The sequence below is a fragment of the Aequorivita sp. 609 genome, from assembly GCF_014212065.1.
GTDB lineage: Bacteria > Bacteroidota > Bacteroidia > Flavobacteriales > Flavobacteriaceae > Aequorivita > Aequorivita sinensis.
Genome location: NZ_JACJVM010000036.1, coordinates 1 through 22923, shown reverse-complemented (window position 1 = coordinate 22923; position 22923 = coordinate 1). Strand labels below are relative to the sequence as shown.

General features: G+C 35.3%; 23 protein-coding genes. 2 read left to right on the top strand and 21 right to left on the bottom strand.

Translation table 11 applies throughout. The features are described 5' to 3' along the window. Positions 1-5 precede the first annotated feature (5 nt). Together H4O20_RS12175 and H4O20_RS12170 are read left to right on the top strand one after the other, a co-directional pair. Positions 6-773, top strand: a complete 768-nt coding sequence (locus H4O20_RS12175; protein WP_185099415.1) for a formylglycine-generating enzyme family protein — start codon at positions 6-8, stop codon at positions 771-773. A 43-nt stretch (positions 774-816) separates the two neighbouring features. After that, on the top strand, positions 817-1431 hold the full coding sequence (locus H4O20_RS12170) for an SCO family protein (protein ID WP_185099414.1): 615 nt from the start codon (positions 817-819) through the stop codon (positions 1429-1431). Positions 1432-1494: 63 nt separating this feature from the next. Here the strand turns inward: H4O20_RS12170 and H4O20_RS12165 are convergent, their stop codons facing one another. The 21 genes from H4O20_RS12165 to H4O20_RS12065 form a co-directional block, all read right to left on the bottom strand. Next, positions 1495-1659: a hypothetical protein gene (locus H4O20_RS12165; RefSeq protein WP_185099413.1), complete on the bottom strand. Its 165-nt coding sequence runs from the start codon at positions 1657-1659 to the stop codon at positions 1495-1497. 3 nt (positions 1660-1662) lie between these two features. After that, a complete protein-coding gene (locus H4O20_RS12160) occupies positions 1663-2409 on the bottom strand; it encodes a sulfite exporter TauE/SafE family protein (protein WP_185099412.1) in 747 nt (248 codons plus the stop codon). Positions 2410-2477: 68 nt separating this feature from the next. Then, positions 2478-2924 carry a FixH family protein gene (locus H4O20_RS12155; protein WP_139856588.1) on the bottom strand — a complete coding sequence of 149 codons (447 nt, stop codon included), beginning with the start codon at positions 2922-2924 and terminating at the stop codon, positions 2478-2480. Positions 2925-2981: 57 nt separating this feature from the next. Beyond that, entirely contained in the window at positions 2982-4403 is a 1422-nt protein-coding gene (gene ccoG, locus H4O20_RS12150) for a cytochrome c oxidase accessory protein CcoG (RefSeq protein ID WP_139856587.1), read from the bottom strand. Positions 4404-4508: 105 nt separating this feature from the next. Further along, positions 4509-5429 (bottom strand): cbb3-type cytochrome c oxidase N-terminal domain-containing protein, encoded by a 921-nt coding sequence (locus H4O20_RS12145; protein ID WP_139856586.1) that lies wholly within the window; start codon positions 5427-5429, stop codon positions 4509-4511. After that, positions 5426-5623: a CcoQ/FixQ family Cbb3-type cytochrome c oxidase assembly chaperone gene (locus H4O20_RS12140; RefSeq protein ID WP_139856585.1), complete on the bottom strand. Its 198-nt coding sequence runs from the start codon at positions 5621-5623 to the stop codon at positions 5426-5428. The genes H4O20_RS12145 and H4O20_RS12140 overlap by 4 nt, the downstream gene beginning before the upstream one ends. Before the next feature lie 2 nt (positions 5624-5625). Further along, positions 5626-7827 (bottom strand): cytochrome-c oxidase, cbb3-type subunit I, encoded by a 2202-nt coding sequence (ccoN, locus tag H4O20_RS12135; protein ID WP_139856584.1) that lies wholly within the window; start codon positions 7825-7827, stop codon positions 5626-5628. Between the two features lie 13 nt (positions 7828-7840). After that, positions 7841-8068, bottom strand: coding sequence for a cbb3-type cytochrome oxidase assembly protein CcoS (gene ccoS / locus H4O20_RS12130; RefSeq protein ID WP_185099411.1), 228 nt, complete (start codon positions 8066-8068; stop codon positions 7841-7843). Positions 8069-8125: 57 nt separating this feature from the next. Further along, complete coding sequence (locus H4O20_RS12125; protein WP_139856582.1) at positions 8126-10537, bottom strand: heavy metal translocating P-type ATPase metal-binding domain-containing protein; 2412 nt, start codon at positions 10535-10537, stop codon at positions 8126-8128. Positions 10538-10658: 121 nt separating this feature from the next. Continuing rightward, on the bottom strand, positions 10659-11873 hold the full coding sequence (locus tag H4O20_RS12120; protein ID WP_260402676.1) for a hypothetical protein: 1215 nt from the start codon (positions 11871-11873) through the stop codon (positions 10659-10661). A 126-nt stretch (positions 11874-11999) separates the two neighbouring features. Then, on the bottom strand, positions 12000-12722 hold the full coding sequence (gene ric, locus H4O20_RS12115) for an iron-sulfur cluster repair di-iron protein (protein ID WP_185099410.1): 723 nt from the start codon (positions 12720-12722) through the stop codon (positions 12000-12002). 149 nt (positions 12723-12871) lie between these two features. After that, positions 12872-13336, bottom strand: a complete 465-nt coding sequence (locus tag H4O20_RS12110) for a hemerythrin domain-containing protein (RefSeq protein WP_185099409.1) — start codon at positions 13334-13336, stop codon at positions 12872-12874. Between the two features lie 422 nt (positions 13337-13758). Further along, positions 13759-14181: a cytochrome C gene (locus H4O20_RS12105; protein WP_139856579.1), complete on the bottom strand. Its 423-nt coding sequence runs from the start codon at positions 14179-14181 to the stop codon at positions 13759-13761. Between the two features lie 3 nt (positions 14182-14184). After that, positions 14185-14454, bottom strand: a complete 270-nt coding sequence (locus H4O20_RS12100) for a hypothetical protein (protein ID WP_139856578.1) — start codon at positions 14452-14454, stop codon at positions 14185-14187. Positions 14455-14457: 3 nt separating this feature from the next. Further along, a complete protein-coding gene (locus tag H4O20_RS12095; RefSeq protein ID WP_139856577.1) occupies positions 14458-15471 on the bottom strand; it encodes a cbb3-type cytochrome c oxidase subunit II in 1014 nt (337 codons plus the stop codon). Between the two features lie 11 nt (positions 15472-15482). Further along, complete coding sequence (locus H4O20_RS12090) at positions 15483-17294, bottom strand: cbb3-type cytochrome c oxidase subunit I (RefSeq protein ID WP_185099408.1); 1812 nt, start codon at positions 17292-17294, stop codon at positions 15483-15485. Between the two features lie 86 nt (positions 17295-17380). Continuing rightward, positions 17381-17815, bottom strand: coding sequence for an Rrf2 family transcriptional regulator (locus H4O20_RS12085; protein WP_185099407.1), 435 nt, complete (start codon positions 17813-17815; stop codon positions 17381-17383). A 102-nt stretch (positions 17816-17917) separates the two neighbouring features. Further along, positions 17918-18346, bottom strand: a complete 429-nt coding sequence (locus tag H4O20_RS12080) for an Rrf2 family transcriptional regulator (protein ID WP_139856575.1) — start codon at positions 18344-18346, stop codon at positions 17918-17920. Positions 18347-18444: 98 nt separating this feature from the next. Further along, positions 18445-19713 (bottom strand): acetyl-CoA hydrolase/transferase family protein, encoded by a 1269-nt coding sequence (locus tag H4O20_RS12075; RefSeq protein ID WP_185099406.1) that lies wholly within the window; start codon positions 19711-19713, stop codon positions 18445-18447. 186 nt (positions 19714-19899) lie between these two features. Further along, complete coding sequence (locus H4O20_RS12070; protein ID WP_139856573.1) at positions 19900-20496, bottom strand: thioredoxin family protein; 597 nt, start codon at positions 20494-20496, stop codon at positions 19900-19902. 173 nt (positions 20497-20669) lie between these two features. Next, positions 20670-22232 carry an NAD(P)/FAD-dependent oxidoreductase gene (locus tag H4O20_RS12065; RefSeq protein ID WP_185099405.1) on the bottom strand — a complete coding sequence of 521 codons (1563 nt, stop codon included), beginning with the start codon at positions 22230-22232 and terminating at the stop codon, positions 20670-20672. Positions 22233-22923 lie beyond the last annotated feature (691 nt).

Here is a 22923-nt window from a genome sequence, read left to right as displayed (position 1 = left end):
ATAAAATGAAATTATACCACATCGCCCTTTTCTTAGTCTGTTCACTATTATTTGTTAAGGTTACTGCTCAAAATGATAAAATGGCCAAAGTAAAGGGCGGTGTTTTTTTACCGCTCTATGGAACGGCAGACCAACTGGTAAAAGTTGACCCATTTTTGATGGATGTATATCCTGTTACAAATGAAGAATATTTAAAATTTGTAAAGGAAAATCCAAAATGGAAAAAAAGCAACGTTATAAGCCTGTTTGCAGATAAAAGCTATCTTAATAAATGGGAAAATGATGTTACTTATAACGGTCTTGCTAATGCTCCGATAACAAGTGTTTCTTGGTTTGCAGCAAAAAAATATTGCGAATGCCAAGGAAAGCGGTTACCAACAGTTGACGAATGGGAGTTTGCCGCCATGGCCAATGAAGACGTTCCGGACGCTAGAAGAATTGAATCGTATAATCAATATATTTTAAGTTGGTACGAGACTCCTAAAACCTATGTAAATCCAATAGGAGAATCTTATAAAAACTATTATGGAATTTACGATTTACACGGCTTAGTATGGGAGTGGACACAAGATTTTAATACAGTTCTTATTTCGGGAGAATCACGAAAAGATCAGGATAAAGACTCTAATCTTTTCTGCGGAAGTGCAGCTATTGGCGCTTCAGATTTAATGAATTATGCTGCGTTTATGCGATATGCTTTTCGCGGAAGTATGAAAGCGCGTTACAGTTCACAAAACCTCGGATTTAGATGTGTTAAGGATGTAGAAGAATAAGCTCTAACCTCTTAATTCATCATTATAAAAATTAAAAATGATTATGAAAAACTTAAAATATATTTTAATTGCAATTTCACTTGTTGCAATGTCCTGTAATAATGCAGTTAAAGATTCTGAAGATATTTCTGAAAACAATACCGAAGAATCTAAGGGTAATGTTATTTCAGATATGTCTATCTATAACCTTCCTTCCCATTGGACAACGCAAGACGGCGCAGACATTGAACTGAAAGAGCTAGAAGGAAAAGTATTGGCAATGGTTATGATATATACCTCGTGTCAAGCTGCTTGCCCAAGGTTGGTTGCCGATATGAGAAATATTGAAAAACAAATTCCTAATGATAAAAAGGACGATGTTCAATATGTATTTGTAAGTATAGATCCAGAAACTGATACTCCTGAGCGTTTAAAAGCTTTCGCAAAAGAAAACCAGATGGAAGATGACAAATGGCTTTTCCTACGTGGTAGCGAAGAAGATACCCGTGAATTTGCTGCAGTATTAGCAGTTAATTACAAACAAATTTCCCCTATAGATTTTTCGCACTCAAATATTATAAGTGTTTTTAATCAAGGGGGTGAACTTGTGCATCAACAAGAAGGTCTTGGGGTAGACAACAAAGAAACTATCCAAGCTATAATTGAATTAGCGAGGTAGTAATTTTCAAAAGAAGAAACCAGAAATTTTAAGTGCGTCGGCAAGTAGATTTACCTACTTCTGTTATTCTTTATCTGAATTTGTATTGTTATTATGGTCACTACTGCCTTTACCTCTAAGAACAAAGTTGAGTACAATGGCGGCCATAACAACACATAATACTGCAAAGAAAATGATGATTGCGGTACCCATGCCCCAGTTAGCTAATGGTAAGATTGAATTTGTCATTGCTTAAATATTTTTTTGGTTATTGATTAGTTTATTTTCTGATAGCGTTGGCGCACAGTCTATATTTGAATCTACGGTTTCTGTCATTGGTTTTGGTGAAATATAGGGTATTCCTAAGCCTAATCCTCTAACGATAAATAGACATCCTATAATTACTACCAACACTGGAATTGCTTTACGAATTCGTTGGCGCACTTGCCCATTTAAAAAATTGCCAAGGTATATAGCAGAAGTCATTAGCGGGATTGTACCCAGTCCAAACATTGCCATATACAAACTCCCTTGAAGCGGATTTCCTGAGGCGATTGCTCCGAAAACAGCCATATACACCAACCCACAAGGTAAAAAGCCATTTAAAAACCCAATGGTTAAAAACGTATCAGGGGTTTTCTTTTTTAATTCTTTCCCTAATGCAGATTTTACTTTTGAAACAGCTTTATAAATAGGTTTTGAAAAGTTGTATTTATTAAAGGTTTTTATGGGAATGAAGATAACAGCAATCATTAATACTCCAATCAAAATTGAAAGCTGTTGCTGAAACCCAAATAAGTTTAAACTTTTTCCTACTAGCCCAAAAACCAATCCTATAATACTATAAGCTAGTATCCTTCCAAAGTGATACAAAAAAATCTGACCAATTTTCTTGAAGTTATTAGTTCTATCTACAGGTAACAAAAATGCAATAGGGCCGCACATTCCCACGCAGTGGAAACTACCTAATAATCCAAATAAAAGTGCGGTGTATAACATTTTAAGAACCCAATTCTAAGTTTATAAATCAATTTCGGTAAGGTTTTCTATTTAAAAATCAATCCTTACTAATAAATAATTTCATCTTTAAACAGATAATCTTCACCATCGATACTCCAGTGAACAATAGTGTTCCATCGGCCTCCTACCAACTTTTCATCCGGAATAAGTAAGGTTGAACTCGATAATTTTAATGGCATCTCGAAATCTAATTTCTTGTTAGAAGGTCTATACATCAATACTGTTCCAGAAACCTTTGAATAATCAACTTCCTCTGGAAAGGTAATCAACCATCCTTCAGCTGTTCTTTTGCCTTTAACTTTAGACTTTAAAGAATGTGAATTGGTTTGATCGTCCATTTCTTTTTGAAAAACCAATTCTTTTTGATAGTAATCTTCAGTTACCAAATCAAAATCGTATTTATCTTGAGTACTTATTTTTATAACGAAAAACAGTATGAATGATATAAAAAGTACCATCCCAATCACCAATCCTGTACCCCAATTTATCTTCATTACGATTATTATTTAATGATTAATTCTATATTTCAATTTCCTTTTCTAATAAAAGAACTATTTATAACTACGCGGACCTAAGAATGTAACGCTTGTAGTTTCTATCAATTTGTCACCACTATACACTTCAATCACCGCACGGTTTTTATCACCACTTAAGGCTGAGCCATTAATTTCGATAAACAGTGTTCCTTCAGCTAAATCTTGAGCAGGAACTATAATTTCACCCTGTTTTACACTCTTGATTTCACCTTTAGGAGATTTCAGTTTAAATTGAATGTCTTCAATATCTCTTGTGGTTTTGTTTAACAATTTATACGTAAATACATTGCTGATGATATTGTTGTCTTTATGCTCATACAACTGTCCTGGCAGTCTTAATATATTCGCTTCTACATCACTTCTTAAGAACAACATCCCTGTAAGAACACCAATAAGAATTACTAAAACAGCTGTATATCCTTTTAGTCTCGGTGTGAATTTAAAAGGAGCTTTCTTTTCAATATTTTCTTCACTAGCATATCTAATTAATCCTTTTGGTAGGTTAACTGCTTCCATCATACTGTCGCAAGCATCCATACAAGCAGTACAGTTCACACATTCGAGCTGAGTACCGTTACGGATGTCAATTCCAGTTGGGCATACATGAACACATTGAAAACAGTCTATACAATCACCTTTTCCAGAAGCGGCACGATCTTCATTTTTTCTGAATTTTGCACGGCCTTTTTCCTTTTCCCCACGCTTGTGGTCGTAGGCTACTACTATAGACTTGTTATCTAATAACACACCTTGAAGTCTTCCATACGGACAAGCAATAATACAAACCTGTTCACGGAACCAAGCGAATATAAAGTAGAAAACACCTGTGAAAATTAATAGCGAAATTAGCGTACTTAAATGTTCAAAAGGTCCTTCAAAGATGTATTGTATTAATCGATCGCTTCCTATCAGATAGGCTAAAAATATGTTGGCTATTAAGAATGAAATAATAAAAAATATAGTCCACTTTAATACTCGTTTTCTAATTTTTTCAGCATCCCACTTTTGTTTATCCAAACGAATTTGAGCTCCTCTATCGCCATCAATCCAGTATTCAATTCTGCGGAAAACCATTTCCATAAAAATAGTTTGTGGGCAAATCCACCCACAAAATATTCGTCCAAAAGCAGCTGTAAATAACAGGATAAAAACTACCCCAATTACCATCATTATAACAAACAGGTAAAAGTCCTGTGGCCAAAACGGAAATCCAAAAATATTAAAGCGTCGCTCTAAAACATTAAATAGTAAAAACTGGTTGCCATTTATTTTTATAAACGGGGCAGTAAAAAGAAATGCAAGTAAAACATAACTTACATACTTTCTGTAATCGTAATACTTACCGGAAGGTTTTTTAGGATACACCCAAGCTCTTTTCCCTTCTTCATTCATCGTTCCGATGCTATCTCTAAAGCTCTCGTTTTCTGGAGTTTCCAATGGTGTTATATTTTGATGTGAAACGTAATATTGATACTAACAACTTAGAGAATAGTTTAAAACCAACTCTAAGTTATTAGCTATTGAAACAGGGTGAATCTCTATTTAAACTTCAGTATTATCTGCTGTTTCATTTTCTTCAACGGCTTCTTCTGAAGCGTTTTCGTCCTTCCAAATTTCCCCTTCAGCTTCTTTTCCATCTGCTGGATTAGTACCGTGAAGTGTCATTACATAACTCGATACTTGGGCAATTTCACTAGGTTTTAAATCTGTTTTCCAGGCAATCATCCCTTTTCCTGCTCTACCTCCTTCGCTAATGGTATTGTAGATATTCTTAATTCCTCCACCTAAAATCCAGTAATCGTCTGTTAGGTTTGGACCAATACCTCCACCTCCACTGTCTTTATGACAAGCCACACAGTTATCGGTGTAAATAGCTTTACCTGCAGCAAGATCTGAAGGTGAATCTAAAAACTCTACTGTACTAGCATCGATAAGGTCTTTGTTGTTTTCTTTATATTTAGCGATATCTATTTTAGCCTGTGCTATTTCAGTTTCAAGTTCATCAATTTGATTCGGACCATCAAATATTTCATAATAAACTAGATATACCCCCGCAAAAACAATTGTTGCATAGAACAAGTATTTCCACCATGGCGGAAGGTTATTGTCCAACTCTCGAATACCATCGTAGTTATGGTCTAACACTATCTCCTGCTCTGCTTCTATAGGCTTAGAATCGAGCATTTCTTTATACTTTTTCTTAATCCAACCGAATTGGTTTTCTTCCAAAGTTGCATATCGCTTTTTAGCATCATCATCAAGCCCTGTATAAAGAACACGTTGCAAAGCAGCTGCAACTATTTCGAATGCAACAGCAAAGAAAAACACCACGCCTAAAACAGCCCAGATAATTGGATATTTTACGATTGCCCATTCCTCTCCAGAATCTACTATAAACTCTAGTAGGAAAAAGGCGAGAATCATAAAGCCTATGACTCTTAAATATGACATTACGGTTTTCATAGTATTTGGTCGTTTTGGTTATTAGTATCGTCTTCCAATGGAATATTACTCACTTCAGTAATGTGCTCTTTCTTAGCTGTAATCACCCAATAAAAGAGCCCAACAAAGAAGAAAAAGAATATTAACAGTGATATCAATGGATATATTTGAACATCGTCTATGTTCTCTAGGTTTCCTTTTACAAATTTCAACATAACTAGTCGTTTAATGCCGATGCATCTTCGGCGTTTTGTACTTTAATATCTGTTCCTAATCGTTGTAGATAAGCAATTATCGCTACAATTTCTCGGTCTTTCATCTCAATAAATTCTTCCCCGTTTTCTTGAGCGTACTTTTTATCTGCTTCGTATGATGAAGCAAAATCTGGGTCGCTATAAAGGTTCTTTTCTATTTGAGTTCCTTGTTCAGTCATCCATTCTTGCGCTCTTGCTATTTCTTCATCTGTATATGGAACACCTATTTTAGATAATGCACGCATTTTAGATTCGGTATCAGATTTATCTAATTCTGATGTAATCAACCATTTATACGAAGGCATAATAGATCCTGATGAAGTACTCTGCGGGTCGTACATGTGGTTTAAGTGCCAGTTATCAGAATACTTACCTCCTACTCTGTGAAGGTCTGGCCCTGTACGCTTACTTCCCCAAAGGAATGGATGATCGTAAACAAATTCACCAGATTTTGAATATTCACCATAACGTTCTACTTCACTTCTAAATGGTCTAATCATTTGCGTATGGCAGTTCACACAACCTTCGCGGATGTAAATGTCACGACCTTCTAATTCTAAAGGTGTATACGGTTTTACACTTGAGATTGCCGGAACATAATCGTCCACCATTAACGAAGGAATAATTTGCACCATTCCACCAATTAAAATTGCAATGGTTGCATAAATCGTTAATTTAATTGGGCGACGCTCCAACCAAGTGTGCCATCCTTCACCTGAAGTTTGTCTTTTAGTAACTGGAGTTAATGGAGCAGCTTCAGCAAGTTCGTCTGTAACTTTACTACCTTTTCTGGCAGTCATTATAATATTGTAAAGCAAAATAAAAGCACCTGTAATATATAAGCTACCACCTATTGCTCTCATCCAATACATAGGCATGATTTGGGTAACTGTTTCAAGGAAGTTACCGTAAGTAAGCGTTCCATCTGGGTTAAACTGGTTCCACATAGAAGCTTGCATAAATCCAGCTACATACATAGGTAACGCATACATAATGATACCTAAAGTACCTATCCAGAAATGTGCGTTTGCCAATTGAACTGAGAATAGTTTTGTTTTAAATAGTCGTGGTACCAACCAATAAATCATACCAAAGGCTAAGAAACCATTCCACGCTAGTGCACCTACGTGAACGTGCGCTACAATCCAATCAGTAAAGTGAGCAATAGCATTCACGTTTTTAAGTGAAAGCATTGGCCCTTCAAAAGTCGCCATCCCGTAACCGGTAATTGCCACAACCATAAATTTAAGTACAGGATCAACACGTACTTTATCCCAAGCACCACGCAAGGTTAGAAGTCCGTTAATCATACCTCCCCAAGATGGAGCAAGTAGCATTACAGAGAATGCAACTCCTAGGTTTTGCGCCCATTCTGGAAGTGAAGTGTACAATAAATGGTGAGGTCCTGCCCATATATAAATAAAAATTAAAGACCAGAAGTGAACAATAGAAAGTCTATATGAATACACTGGTCTATTTGCAGCTTTAGGAACAAAGTAGTACATCAGTCCAAGGAAAGGTGTAGTTAAGAAAAACGCTACTGCGTTGTGACCATACCACCATTGTACCAGGGCGTCTTGCACTCCAGAATACATTGAATAACTCTTTAATGCTGTTACAGGAATTGCCATACTATTTACAATATGCAATACTGCCACAGTTACCCATGTTCCTAGATAGAACCAAAGCGCAACATACAAGTGACGTTGACGTCTTTTTACCATGGTCATAATCAAGTTTACACCAAAAGCCACCCAAATTATTGCAATTGCAACATCAATTGGCCACTCTAGCTCTGCGTATTCTTTTGAAGTGGTGTAACCTAATGGTAACGTAATAGCTGCTGCAACTATAATTGCCTGCCATCCCCAAAAATTAAGGTTACTTAAAAAATCGCTCCACATTCTAGCTTTTAGCAAACGTTGAGAGGAATAATAAACCCCTGCAAAGATTGCATTTCCTACGAAAGCGAAAATCACGGCATTGGTATGCAATGGTCTTAAACGACCAAAACTTAGCCAAGAAATTCCGTCTGTCATATTCGGAAACATAAACATATAAGCCAGTAGTAAGCCAACGCTCATACCTATGAGCCCCCAAAAAATGGTAGCATAGATAAACTTTTTGACAATCTGATTGTCATAGTAAAACTGTTCTGTTTGCATAATGGTAAAAGAATTATTTATCTGGATTGGTTAAATTTACTTTAGTTTTATTCAGTTTTTTTCCGGCATTATCTCCTGTTAGTTCGGCATCTTCTTTTACAAGCTCATCGTCAAAAAGCATTCGTACAGATGGCGTATAGGTATCGTCGTATTGCCCTTTTCTTACTGAAAATATAAACAGTACAAAAAAGATAATCGCAACTAAAAGACTGAGCGCCAAGAGCATGTAAATTATCGTCATTTCTTAAATATTAAATTCAAAAATATTATCACAATCATCACCAAAACATGACAATCGTCAGCTTTTCTTATTTATACTCATTCTTAATTTCTTACCTATAGATTGAGTGGTAACGGTTGTAAACACCACCACACTAATAGAGCTTAAAGGCATCAAAATAGCAGCAACAACGGGAAGTAAATGTCCGGTTACTGCAAATGAAATTCCTATAAGATTGTAAAACAAGGAAAGTACAAAAGCCCATTTGATTACTTGTACCCCTTTCTTAGAAAAGTTGAGATAGTCTGGAATTTTATCGAATTTAGACGCATCTAGTATTCCATCACAAGCGGGTGAAAAAACGTTGGTATTTTCGGATATTACAAAGCCAACATCACTCTGTTTTAACGCCCCGGCATCATTCAATCCATCTCCAATCATTAACACTCGTTTGCCTTCTTGTTGTAATGATTTTATAAAATTTAATTTATCGTTCGGTTTTTGGTTGAAATATAACTTAACACCTTGCGGCAACATTGCTTCCAAACGTTCACGTTCACCTTCATTATCCCCTGAAAGAACAATCACTTCTTTATCCTTCCCTATTTGCTCAAATACATCGGCTACTCCAGTTCTATATTCACTATTAAAAACATAGCACCCTTTATAGACTTTGTTTGCGCTTATATGAACAGTAGTTTTATTTTTAATCTCGTCTATAGAATCGCTAGAATCTCCGACAAATTCATAAGAACCTACTTTTATACTATTGTCATTATACGACGCTGAAATCCCCTTCCCTACTTCTTCTTCAAATTCATCTAAGGTTTGAATATCGTTTTTATCTAAAATGCTGTATAGGGAACGACTTAAGGGGTGACTAGAAGCTCGAAGTGTACTTGTAAGTAATTTTTGTTCTTCTTCGGTGAGTGCTACACCTTCATAGGTGATTAAGTTTTTTTGATTGGTAGTTAGCGTACCGGTTTTATCGAATACTACGGTATCCAACTTTGCCATTTGTTCAATTACTGAAGCTTCTTTTAAATACAGTTTTTCTCTTCCGAAGATACGCAGCACATTACCTAGTGTAAATGGTGCAGCTAGAGCAATAGCACAAGGACAAGCTACAATTAGTACAGCAGTGAACACATTAAATGCTTTTGAAGGATCTACAACCATCCAGAAAATTGTTGCAATAAATGCAATAGTCAACAGCGTTACTGTAAAGCGTTTACTTATACTGTCTGTAAGGGATTCGAAAACTCCTGTTCTATCCTTGCTAAAAACATCGTTACTCCACAATTGCGTTAAGTAGCTTTGAGAAACAGGTTTTAAAACCTCAACTTCAATAATTCCTGCCTGTTGTTTTCCTCCAGCGAAAAGCTTGTCGCCACTTTGTTTGGAAATTGGTTCAGCTTCACCCGTAACAAAACTGTAATCGATTAAGGCATTTCCTTTTATCAAAATGGCATCTACAGGGATAATTTCATTGTTTCTAATCAACAAGCGATCGCCTTTTTCAACTTTATAAACTTCGGCTTGTTCTTCAACGGTATTACCTTCAGGGTTTTTAAACAGTCGGGTAACTGCTATTGGAAAATACGATTTGTAATCGCGTTCAAAAGAAAGATAGCTGTAAGTTTTTTGCTGAAAGAATTTCCCAAGTAATAAAAAGAAAAGAAGTCCTGCCAAGCTATCGAAAAAACCAGTTCCCCAGTCCATTACAATATCTATAGTACTTCTAATAAAAAGCACGGCGACACCCAGGGCAATGGGTACATCGATATTAAGGATTTTAGAACGAAGTCCTTTATAAGCTGAAATAAAATATCCGCTTGCAGAGTAAAAAACTACTGGAAGCGAGAAGGCAAACATCAACCATCGAAAGAAGGGTTTGAATTTGTCTAACCAAAATTCAGATCCTTCAAAATATTCTGGAAGTGAAAGGAACATTATATTTCCAAATGCAAATCCAGCCACTGTTAGTTTAAAAATTAAACTGCGGTCTACATTTTTATCTTTTTTATCCGAATCGTCTAAAGAGATATAGGGTTCATAGCCAATTCGGCTTAATAAAATTACTAAGTTTTTAAGGGCATCTTCCCCAGAAGAGAAAGAAATTCGAACTGTTTTTTCAGGGAAATTAACCTGAGATGAAGTTACTGAAGGACTGAGTTTATTTAAATTTTCCAGTATCCAGATACAGCTACTACAGTGTATTGAAGGAATTACAAATGAGACAATTTGCATTTTACCATCGTTAAATTCTAGTAGTTTTTCAACAATGGTTTGGTTGTCTAAAAAATCGAATTTTCCCGCGATTTCGTTGGGAGAAATTCCTGGATTTTTTTCAATATCGTAATAGTAACCTAAATCGCTATCGTGTAGAATGTCGTAAACCGTCTTACATCCGTGGCAACAAAAGGACTTTTCGTCGTGTGTGATCACGTCGTCGCGACACTCATCGCCACAGTGGAAACAGTTAACCATTAGGGTGAAATTTTCGCATTAATTTAAGGGCAAATATCGCAAAGCCTCATATCTATATAAATGATAATTATCAGCTTTATAATTAAAGCTTGCTATATATAATCATTCAATTTAAATTGATTTAGGTAGAAAGATAAAAACTTTTAATTTGATTGAAAAATAAAATCCCTACGGCTATTGGAAAAAGACAACTTAAAATGGCGAGTAAAATGTAATAGTTCTGAAAAAAAGGTAGGCCTAGCCAAAATGCAAAAGCTTTATAAAATATTAAAGCCTCTGTAGTTATAAAAGCCACTAAGAAAAACCACAAGAAGCTTTTAGAAATATTAAGCAGACGGAAATAATTTAAAAAGGCGAGCATCAAAGGAATTACAATCCCTAGAAAAACTAGGTGTAAATAGCCGATTACAAAATCCTTAAGCCGATAAGCCAAATCTGCCATATAAGGAAAAGCAGAAAAGAACTGCATGAATACTTTTACAACTAGCAAAACTCCTGCAATTTTAAAAAGCAACAGACCTTGAGGAGAAAAACTTTTAATTAAGAAACTCCTCTGTCTTTTAAGAAGTAAATACAACTCATAAAAGGCTAGAATTTGCGCAACAGCACCAATTAAGCCCAACACATAAATAATTTTAGGCGGTTCAAACCAAAGTACTGATAGAAATAAGGTAAGTAACACAGCAAAATTCAGGAGAAAGAATACTGATTTTAACTGTTCTGCTTTAAAAACAACTGATTTTTCTTCAAGTATATAGAACAAAATCCCTAAGAGCGCTAATATAAACCAACCGTTGTATTGAAAGTGAAGATAGAAATAAATGGATGTTTTATACCATATGGATTCTGTGCCTAAGGTAGCCATAACTCCACCGATAGCCCATGGACCTATACTTGAAAACACCAAATACCAAAGGGAAGCTTTTACAAGTTTCCAAGAAAAACGATGCTTAAAATGTTCTGGGATGTTTTTTATCGCAAACCAGGTAAACCAATAGGAAGCAAACAAAAATAGTGTTGAAAATATAATTGAATACAGTGCATAGCCTTGAAAGGGAAAGGTTACAAGCATCCCCAATATGCAGATATTCGTAAAAACAAAAATGCGCTTATACAACTTGGATTTTTCTGCTTCGGAAAGGAAAATTTTATAGATTAAAGTTGTTAATCCTAAATAAATCCAACCTAACAAAGCTGTATGAGAATGTGCGTGAAGTATGTACTTAAAATTAAGCTGAACAGGGGTGACAAAGAATAACCGTAACAATACTCCCATTAGAGCTACTAGCAGGAAATAAGCAAGCGCAACGCCAATATGTTTTTTTAAATTTATCAAGTTGTAAAATTAAGAAAAAACAGTTCGGAGTTTGACGTTAAACATTCTTATTTGTCAATCTTCCGAACTGTATTAAAAACAAACTAATTATTCTTTAGTGTTAGTTCTATTTTACTAATTTCTCAATTATTTTTTTAATGTCTTTTCAAGTTTTAATGCTTTCGGAAAAAGGATATTATTTTCTAAATGTACGTGTTGATGTAAGTCTTGTTCAAATTCTTCTAGTTTTGAATAAAACGCTTTATAGGTATTACACGCACCTTGAGGCGGCGTAAAGTTGTTACTTAATTTAGCTATTTTACGCAGAATTTCACCTGCTTCTTCGTGTTCTTCCTCCATCATTTTAATAGGATTTTCAACAGTTCCAAAATGTATTGGAGGAACTTCTGTACCCTCACGTTCTGCTTTTACAAGTTTTTTAATGAATGGGAATAAAATTAATTCTTCTTTCTTCATGTGTGCTGCCAATTCTTGAACCACTTGTTTTACTAAGGATTCTATTTCGGCTAATTCGGTGTAATGATGTCCGTGTACGTGATTAACTCTTTGCGAATACTGAAGTAATAAAGGGCTACTTTCTTCCACATAACCGTGATGAACATTTATAATATGATCGGTTAGAAAGTCAAGTTTCCAACTGTTAAAATCTAAAGCTCGGTCTTTTATATTTTCTAAGTTAAGTATTTCTGTTTCTACTAAAACAGGATCAATTTCAGCTTTTTCACATGCTTTTTTGATACTTACCCCTCCACCGCAGCAAAAGTCTATTCCATATTTTTTGAAGACGTGAGCGGCTTTAATATTTTCCGTAACTACATCTGCTACTGTTTTATCTTGAAGTGTTGTCATGGCATTGTTATTTATGTTTATTTAATAAAACAAATTTCAGTAGAATAAAGGGAACAAAGTATGACTTAAATCATAATTATGACAATTTTGTCAGAATATACAAAAAACGCTATATCTTTATATATTATTGATATTTATAGGGTAGTTTTTTACTCCCAGAAGGGATCGTGATAGTCAGGTGTTTTTTTCAAATCGCTATGGATTTCTTCAATTTTAGCAAGTTGAGCTTCTGTTGCAAATTTTTGAATTTCGTTAAAAAGAATTCGTTCTTCAAAACGAATATGAGCATCTAGCTCTTCCTCTAATTTACTAAGTGATTTTTCAGGATCTTTTGTATCATTAAACAAACGTTTAATTCGTCTGTGTTCTTTTAATGCCCGTTCAATAAATTCATTTTCTTTATCTAGAATAGGAAAAAGGTATTTTTCTTCATCATGAAAATGCGGTGTTATTTCGTGCTTATAAAACCATTTTGCATATTCCTGCATCCGTCCTATTTCAATATTATTTTGAAATCCTTTTCGAATTTTCCAGCTAAACAATAAGCCAAAATGATGTTGCCTACTTAAAGGTTGCAAAGCAATATGACGTTTAATAGGTTTCTTCTTTTCCATAAAATTAAAGGTTTTCTATATATTTATTTTGTTTGCCGCCACATTCTGAACAGCGCTCAATTATTCATTTTTAATTTTAAAACCATACATGCGATTTACCATAAATTTACCAACCTTTACATACTTATCTCGATGGTTTTTAAAATATCTGTTTATCCTTCGGCCGAGATTGGATTATTTAATCGTATTCCTGATAGTCCCAACTAAAAACAATACTTTCATCAACTAATTTTAATTTAGGGTTTACTTTCGATGTTGAACTAAACAGTGTGAGAAAACCATGAATATAGCTCATTTTAAATTGTTTTTGGATACATTTCTTTAAAGAAATTCAAGAACCCGGTATTAAATGATGACTCTTTTAAAATTGGCTTTTCAAATCAGACCCTAATAGCACGCAAGTAAGCTTTCATAGATTTATCTTAAAAAAACGATTTATACAAATCTGGATTCCAATACATAATTAGATAAAACAGACCGAATGCAAAAAATGCAATTAAAAGCGCCCATACCCAAGCAGGTATTGCCTTTGGAGTTTCAGAACCTTTAATAACAAAAAAGTCATTCGTTTCACTTCCGTACGCATTTATAATTAAAGGTACTTGAGTATCTACTGTTTCATTATCCTTAAGGCCTACAACAGAAATTGCGGGACCGTTTCGCACTACAAAAGGAATTTCACGAATGCCTTCAATCCCACTAGAAGACTTAGCTACAATTTTCAAGGTATGTTTTCCATCTGGAATTTTCGTGGTGTCCAAAACAACCTTTACCGGAGGTGCAAAAGATGCGAAAGGTTTAGGGTCTTCATCCAAAAAAACTTTTATAATTCTATTATCTTCCATAGCTTAAAATCCTTCATTTTTAACAATATTCTTGATGTGATCTGGATTGTTTTCCCTTGGTTTTATTAAATACTTGAGACTTAGAAATAAGGTTGCAACCACAATTACAATTCCCACCCAAATAATTATATAGTCTAAAGTGCCTGATGGCCCAGCACCATGGGTAATATTTTCAAAACCAGACGGTTGATTTTTTTTACAAACATCACACGCCCAGCTAATTTGGTTTCCTAGAAGAAACAAAACCGCAAAAATTGTTAGTGCCTTTTTCATTATTTATTTATTTAATTCGTTTAAAACATATTCTCTAATCTTCTTAACATCTTCTTCCGATACAGGGGGAGCGTCATTACCCCAACTACTGCGTTCATGAGTTGCTATGGCTGCAATTTCTGCGTCGTTTAATATATCACCAAACGCTTGCATAACACCGTAATCTGGACGAGCATCGTAACCTTGAAGAATTATTTTTATAAGCATTTCGTGATCTTCATCGTTTACAATTTTACTACCTGCTAAAGGAGGAAATGCTCCTGCAATACCTTTTCCGTTGTCTTGGTGACAAGCAGCACAAGTTTGTTTATACAAGTTAGCACCGTCAAGACCACCTCCAGCGGTATTACCACTCATTCCTTCTTCTTGTATTTTTCGAAGTGCTGGGATAAATTCTCCTATATTTTCACCAGGAAGTTCTGTTTGTTTGAGCGATTTTAGATACTCAACCAGCAGTAGAGCATCTTTTGTAGCTACCACTTTTTTTCCGGGTTTATCAAAAAACTCTTTAGGAATAGCTAGAGGCTTTTCATCATTACCAATCATAAAACTATCTACTTCTCTAAAAAGCCAAGGGTAAGATGGCATTACTGATTCGGAAACCACCGCTCTTGGATTGTATAAATGAAGTAAATGCCAATCTTCACTCGGTTGACGTTTACCAATATTAGTTAAATCTGGGCCTGTACGTTCACTTCCTAATAATGAAGGAGATTGTCGCCAGACATCCATTCGTTTTTTGCTGTAGTAATAATCGGAAGGAATTGAAGGACGATCGCCCCAAACATTATCCATTTCTATATTTCTTACCTGCTGTGTGTGGCAAGCCATACAGTTTTCGGAAACATAAATTTGTAAGCCTCTTTCTTGATTAGCCGTTAATGGTTTTTGATCTGGAATAGGTTCGGTTTCCTGCATTTGAAAAGCAGGAAGTATCGCTATCATTATACTCAATGCTATAAATACGACACCAGCCGTAAGCACTAAATTTTTATGTTCTTTATGAAAATTGAGCATTTCTATTCTATTTAAACAGTTATTTCTTCTACTAATTTTGACTTAACTTCGGTTCCCACTCTCCGGTAGTTTTTTACCATATAATAGAAATTATAAGCAAAGACTAGATGTGAAAGGAACATTAGTGAACCACCAATGGCTCGCCAAACCCAATAAGGTTTCATAAGTATTACCGATTCAATAAAAGCTTCGCCTTCTATCCAGCTTAACCCTTTATAAGTTCCTCCCGCCATTAGCGAAATCATATAAGCAAAAAGCCCTAAAAACGCTAACCAGAAATGTGCTCCTACCAATACTTGTGGCGGTTCTTTTCCCGTAATTTTTGGCAGAATTGCATAAATACACGCCCACAAGAAAAAGGCTATAATTCCATACATCGTCATATGGCTATGTGCAACATTAAAATCGGTAAAGTGCCAAACGAAATTTGTAAATCTAAAGGCTTGAAGACTCCCTTGCATCGAACCCACGAAATAGAAAATGGTTCCAACCAAAAAGAAAGGCAATACATAACTTTTAGAAATGTGATTCCAACTGCCACGCATAGTCATTAAAAAGTTTGTTGAACCTGCAATTACTGGTATAGCCATACCTGCACTAAAAACAATTGCTACGGTTTGCAACCACCAAGGCAACGGACTAAAAACAAAGTGGTGTGTTCCAATCATGGTGTAAAACAACATTTGTGTCCAAAATGCTAGCACCCCTAAGGAATACGAATAAATAGGTTTGTTAAGGGAAGACGGCAGGTAGTAGTACACCAAACCTAAGGTAAAGGTCATAAACCACATTCCCACACCCTGATGCATATAGTATCCTTGAATAACAGTTTCCCCTAAACCATCTTGATAAAATGGTAAGTACCCTATTACAGACAGTACGATTGTCCAAATTAATGCGGCAAGAATAAACCAGTTTGAAATGTATATTTCGGAGATTTTACGTTTTGCTACCGTTTTATAGAAGTTTATAAATGTGATAATTAATGCAATTGCGAAGAGCAGCATAATTGGCCAAATATATTCACGGTATTCTCCTCCCCCATTATTTATTCCGGCCATTAAACTTAGGCTTCCCAAAATAATTGTGGCGTTAATTAGTCGCCATCCCCACCATGCCATATTATAGCTATGGATTACGGTATTTGAAGTCCGGGCTATTACAAAGTATCCCAAGCCAATCATCCCTAGTGAAGACCATCCCCAGAACACCATATTGGTATGTACAGGACGTAATCTTCCAAATGACAACCAAGCCTGGTTGTCCATTTCTGGCCAAACAAACTTCATTCCTAAGTATTGACCTATTAGGGTTCCTAAAATAAGCCAGACAGCTGCTGCACCTATATAATAGATTACTATTTTCTTTAAAGCTTCTGGAGTTTCAATGCTTAGTGTTGTTTTCTTCTTTTCGTCAAAAAAAGCATTACTCGGCTTATTTTCAATATGATGAATAATACCTTTTTCATCCAATGCATTATCATGTCCACCTAACTCATTCCCAGACAATTTATACTTAAGCGCAGCTTTTCTTTTTTCGAGTATGAAATCAATTTCACTTTCCTCCATAGCAATAATATCATCATTAAAAGCCAACCTATTTTTATCCTGCTGCTTTCGTTTTAATGTATCTATGTAAGAATTCAATTTCACCAATAAAATTATTGCAGCAACCACCATAACAATGGCAATTAAAACGAAAGTGCCTATAATGCCGGGACTCGACATCCAGTTTTCTGTTGAAATACTACTATTTTTTTGCGCTATTGCAAATTGAGGCAGTACTCCTAGAACCAATAATATTAACCAATTCAGTTTTTTCATTTTATATTAAAATTTGTTTTAGAGGTATAGTATAATTCATTTCTTAATTTCTTACCTTTTTATCATAAATAGGTGTAAAAAAATATTTAGCGTTTTAAAAATGACAATCCCACGTCTACTCCATTTGCTAATTCATGTAGGCTGGTAGTTTCCAGCATTTGTTTTAGGTTGTCTCTAATATCAACAAATTTATCATGCATTGGGCACGGTTGAAGTGCATCACAATGATCAAAACCTAGAGCGCACCCCATGTATATTGAATCTCCATCTATCGCTGAAACGATATCGCTCAGTTTAATAGTCTCTGCTTTCCCCTCTAGAATTTCAAAGCCGCCTGTAGGACCCTTTAGGGATTGAAGAATATTATTTTTAGCTAATTGATGTAAAATTTTAGCCGTAAATGCCTCAGGAGAATTAATACCAGCAGCTATTTCCTTTAAACTTACACGATTACCAATGGCAGATTGTGAAGCAATAAAAACTGATGCTTTAATTCCGTATTGACAGGCTTTTGAAAACATTGTTGATTTTTAGAAATGCAAAGGTATACAAAAATTTAAATTCTGATAAAGCTATCAGAATTTAAATATAATATCTTTTATTTGAATTCGATGTATAGAAAGTTACATCTTTAAAAAAGTTTCGCCACTTCGGATTTTGCTGGCAAGTTCAATAACAGTATTATTTTTACACATACTAGTTAATCCCTCGCGAATCACCAAATATTCATCGTGCACTGGGCAAGGGTTTTCAGATGAACAAAATTGCAAACCTAAGCAACAACCATTAAAAATTTTGTCTCCATCAATACAACTCACAATGTCCGCTAGAGTAAGTTTAGAATCTTTTTCAATATAAAACCCACCTTTAGGCCCCTTTTTGGAAAGTATAATTCCCGAACGTGCCATTTGCTGACATATCTTTGCAGTAAATGGTTCTGGGGAGTCTACTGCTTTGGATATTTCAGTAACATTCGATCTTTTATCTTGTTCAGATTGCTCAGCGATAAAAAGAACCGAACGAATTCCATATTCACACGCCTTGGAAAACATAATTTTTTATTATTTCCCCTAATTTAGTGAATATAAACTGATTATTATATAAAAATGTATTAAAAATATTAAATTAAATTCATTTAATCACCTCATTATTAATGATTAAATCTTTTTCTAGCTTCTCTTTCCAAAGCTTCTCTATGATCTGGGTGAGCAATTGAAATAAGTTCTTTGGCGCGTTGTTCGATACCTTTTCCAAATAAATTAACTACCCCGTACTCTGTAACTACATAATGCACGTGGGCTCGAGTGGTTGTAACACTTGCTCCTTCTTTTAAAAATGGAGTTATTTTTGAAATACCTTTGTTGGTGATAGAAGGCATAGCTATAATAGGCTTCCCTCCTTCCGAGAGTGATGCACCGCGAATAAAATCCATTTGTCCTCCAACTCCAGAATACTGATACATCCCAATACTATCTGCACAAACTTGACCTGTTAAATCAATTTCTATCGCGCTATTAATAGCTGTCACTTTTGGATTACTTCTAATAATTGCTGTATCGTTAGTATATGCAGCTTCTTTGAAGTGGATATTAGGGTTATCGTCTATAAAATCGTACAATTTTTTTGTCCCCATTGCAAAGCAAGTAACAATCTTGCCCGTTTTTATTACTTTTTCTTCTCCTGTAATAATCCCTCTTTCAACTAAAGGAAGTATCCCATCGCTAAACATTTCGGTGTGAATACCTAACCTTTTATGATTGGTTAAGTTATGCAAAACCGCATTAGGTATATTACCTATCCCCATTTGTAAGGTTGCACCGTCTTCCACCAATTCGGCTACATTTCTACCTATAATAGATTCAATTTCAGAAGGCTCGCCTATTGTAGCGGCGTATATCGGGGTGTTTACCTCTACGCCATAATCTATTTTTTTAATATGAATAATACCGTCTCCATGAGTTCTTGGAACATTCGGGTTAATTAAGGCTACTACGTGTTTTGCAGTTTGAATAGCGGGTAAGGTAACATCAACTGAAACTCCTAGGGAACAATACCCATGTCTGTCTGGAGGAGATACTTGAATAAACGCTACGTCTAATGGAAGAATACCTCTTCTAAACAGTAAGTGTATTTCACTTAAGAAAACTGGAGTATAATCGCCATGCATGGTATTTACTCCCTTGCGAACATTATCGCCTACAAAACAACTATTAAGGTGAAAGGCTTGAGTATAAGGTTCAACGGTGTATTTTGCTTCACCGTGAGTGTGAATTTGAACAATTTCAACGTTTTTAAGTTCGTGGTATCGCTCACATAAAGTGTCTATCAATAAATTAGGCGTCATTGCTGCGCCCTGAAAAAATACGCGATTATTAGATTTTACTATGGATACAGCTTCTTGAGAAGATACAATTTGCATAATTATTAATTTTTACTGCAAAGATTGAGAATGTATTGGATTTTTGAAATGATATCTGTCAGATTTTTTTTAAAAGCTAAGACCGTTTTGCTGTTAGATTAAATCGAGATTACAGTCACTTTAGTTTATCCAATCCGTCTAGATTCTAGACTCTAGATTCTTAGTTCTAAGATGTCCCTACTTAACTTAAGCTTTAACAGTCAAACTATTTACAAGGTCATTTACTATTGAAATACCTTTGTCTTTATTATACCAAACTTGTATAATTTCTTTAAAAGCATCGTCAATTTTTCCGTGCTCCTCTTTATAGTCTGAAACGAGTTTAGTAGCTGCTTTTGAACGCGGACCAAAGGTTTGAAGCACATTCATATCCTCATCAATCATAATTACAATAGGGATAGATTGCGAACCATTAGTAAGAAACTGATTCATCAATTCAAGATTATCATCTCTAAGCACAATTTTTAAATCGATATTATCAGCTTCTTGAGCGATTTTATTTAAGAAAGGAAGTGTTTGCGCTGCATCTCCACACCAAGGTTCGGTGATAACAAGCCAAGTTTGTTTATTAGAAACACTTTTAAATACCTCCATAGCCTCTTCCGAAACCTTTGCAGTTTTATCCAATCTTTTAGTTCGGCTGAAGTTTAGTTTTGTATAATCGACCTTCATTTGGGAAAATTCACCAGTAGTTCTTTCTTCTTCCACCAATTGTTTGAAAAGCATGTTATACTGTGTATAATCCATTGCCTTATTTATCGACTTTTCTAATAATGCTTTCATATTTTTTCGTTTAATGAATGCAAAAATAAGCCTTAGGTAATTAATTAAGAATGATAAATGTCAAATGTTAAGTTTTTCGACGTGAATGGTGGTCTAGATGCTAGAGGCTAGACGCTAGATGCTAGATGCTGGAAATGAGTGGTGAGAGTCTAGATTCTAATTTCGAATTTTGGCTATTCGGTGCTTACTTGCTTTCTCACTATTGCATCAACACAACTAATTCCGTCTATGGCTGCAGAAATTATTCCTCCGGCGTAGCCAGCTCCTTCTCCGCAGGGATATAGACCTTTAATTTCAACGTGTTCTAGTGTAATTGGGTGTCTAGGCACGCTAATAGTTGAGGATGTTCGACTTTCGGGTGCGTGTAGTACGGCTTCATTAGTGTAATACCCATTCTTCTTTTTGCCAAATGCAACAAAAGCTTTTTTCAGTTTTTCTGCGAGTAAAGCTGGTAGCACTTTATTTAAATCGGCTGCAACAATACCTGGCTGGTATGATGTTTTTGGGAAATCGGTAGAAACCTTACCTTCTACAAAATCTATCATACGTTGAGCAGGGACTTTTTGGGTTTTACCTCCCGCTTCCCAGCATCGTTTTTCTACATATTTCTGAAAATCTAAGCATACAAATGGATCATCTTTTTTGTAATTAGGTAAGTCTGTCGGTTTTACACTTACCACAATTCCTGAGTTTGCATAAGGGTTATTTCGTTTACTTGGGCTCCAACCATTGGTAACAACTTCGTCTTGCTCGGTGGCACAAGGTGCAATTATTCCGCCTGGGCACATACAAAATGAATATACACCAAAGCCATCTACCTGTTCTACTAAGCTATAACTAGCTGGAGGTAAATAAGGGTTATCGTATTCTTTTTGATATTGAATATGATTTATAAGCGTTTGTTGATGTTCTACACGTACGCCAATCGCGAAACCTTTTGCTTCAATTTTAATGTTTTTATGATGCAGCAAGTAATAAATATCTCTAGCGGAATGTCCTGTTGCCAATATCACATTATCAAACTCAAACCATTTTTCATTATTAATTTGAATAGCCTGTATTGCGGCATCGTTAATCTTAATATCGGTAAGTTTGGAATTAAAATGAACCTCTCCCCCATTTTTTATAATCTCCTCCCGCATTGAAGCGATTATCTTTGGCAGTTTATTAGTTCCTATATGTGGGTGAGCATCTACGAGTATATCTTCATCTGCTCCAAAATGTACAAACCACTCTAATGCTTTAAGCACATTGCCACGTTTTTTACTTCGTGTATAAAGTTTGCCATCGGAATATGTTCCAGCACCACCTTCGCCGAAGCAATAATTACTTTCGGGGTTTACTTTTTGAAGTTTGTTGATAATTGCCAAATCTCTTCTGCGTTCACGTACATCTTTACCGCGTTCGAATACTACAGGTTTAAACCCTGCTTCTACCGATCGTAAAGCTGCATAAAGTCCGGCTGGTCCCGCTCCAATAATTGCTACTTTTTTGGCGTTGTGAACCTTTTGTGGAATATAGGGTGGTATTTGCTCGCGAAGTTCTTCAAGTAACCACAACTCTATTTGAAGATTTATTTTTATCGGACTATTGCGTGCATCGATAGATCGTTTGCGAATACGCCAATCTCCAATTTCTTTTTTTCGAAGTTTTTCCTTCTTTAAAGCAAGTCCTAAAATAAAATCTAGATCCTCTAGCTGTTGTGGGGAAACCGCAATTTGTACTATTATACTCATGAGCCAAAGGTAAGTGATAATTCGTCAGTTTTTATATGTAAAAATACCTACAAGTAATTTTTTTTCACAAAGTTTTAAACTTCATTCAATCTGGTTTTAGGGTCTTAGATTTAGGGTTATTTGGGGGTTGTCTTTGGTCGTTGGTCTTTGGTCGTTGGTTTTTGGTTTTTGGTTTTTGGTTTTTGGTCTTTGGACGTTGGTCGTTGGACGTTGGTCGTTGGACGGGGGAAATTTGGCTACTATCTTGGCTCTTGCATCTTGATTCTTGATAAAAATCACTGAGCGTTGGGCATTTTTAGTTTCAGATACTTTAAATACAAGTTTCTAATTATTGAGGTGAATATTTATAATTTCTTTATTTAAACTTAAAAAGTTTCAACACAATTATAATAGTTTCACGCAATTTGCAACTAGTCATTTTGTATATCAAACCATCTGAAAATTCGTGATATACGCCTAAAGATATACAAAATAACGCATAGAAAAAACTGTATAAAGGCTTATGTATTGGTAGCTGAGTAAAAAATTAGGTGTTTTTCGGGGTATTTTACTAAATTGCGTATATTTACGTGTTGTGTGCAATAACCCTTACTTGCTAGGTTATTTAAAAAATCAGTAAAGCGCGCGAATTTGGAAGGAAAATAATCAGTATTTTATGGTAGGACTGGTTGCAAACCAGGGCCATCAAGTT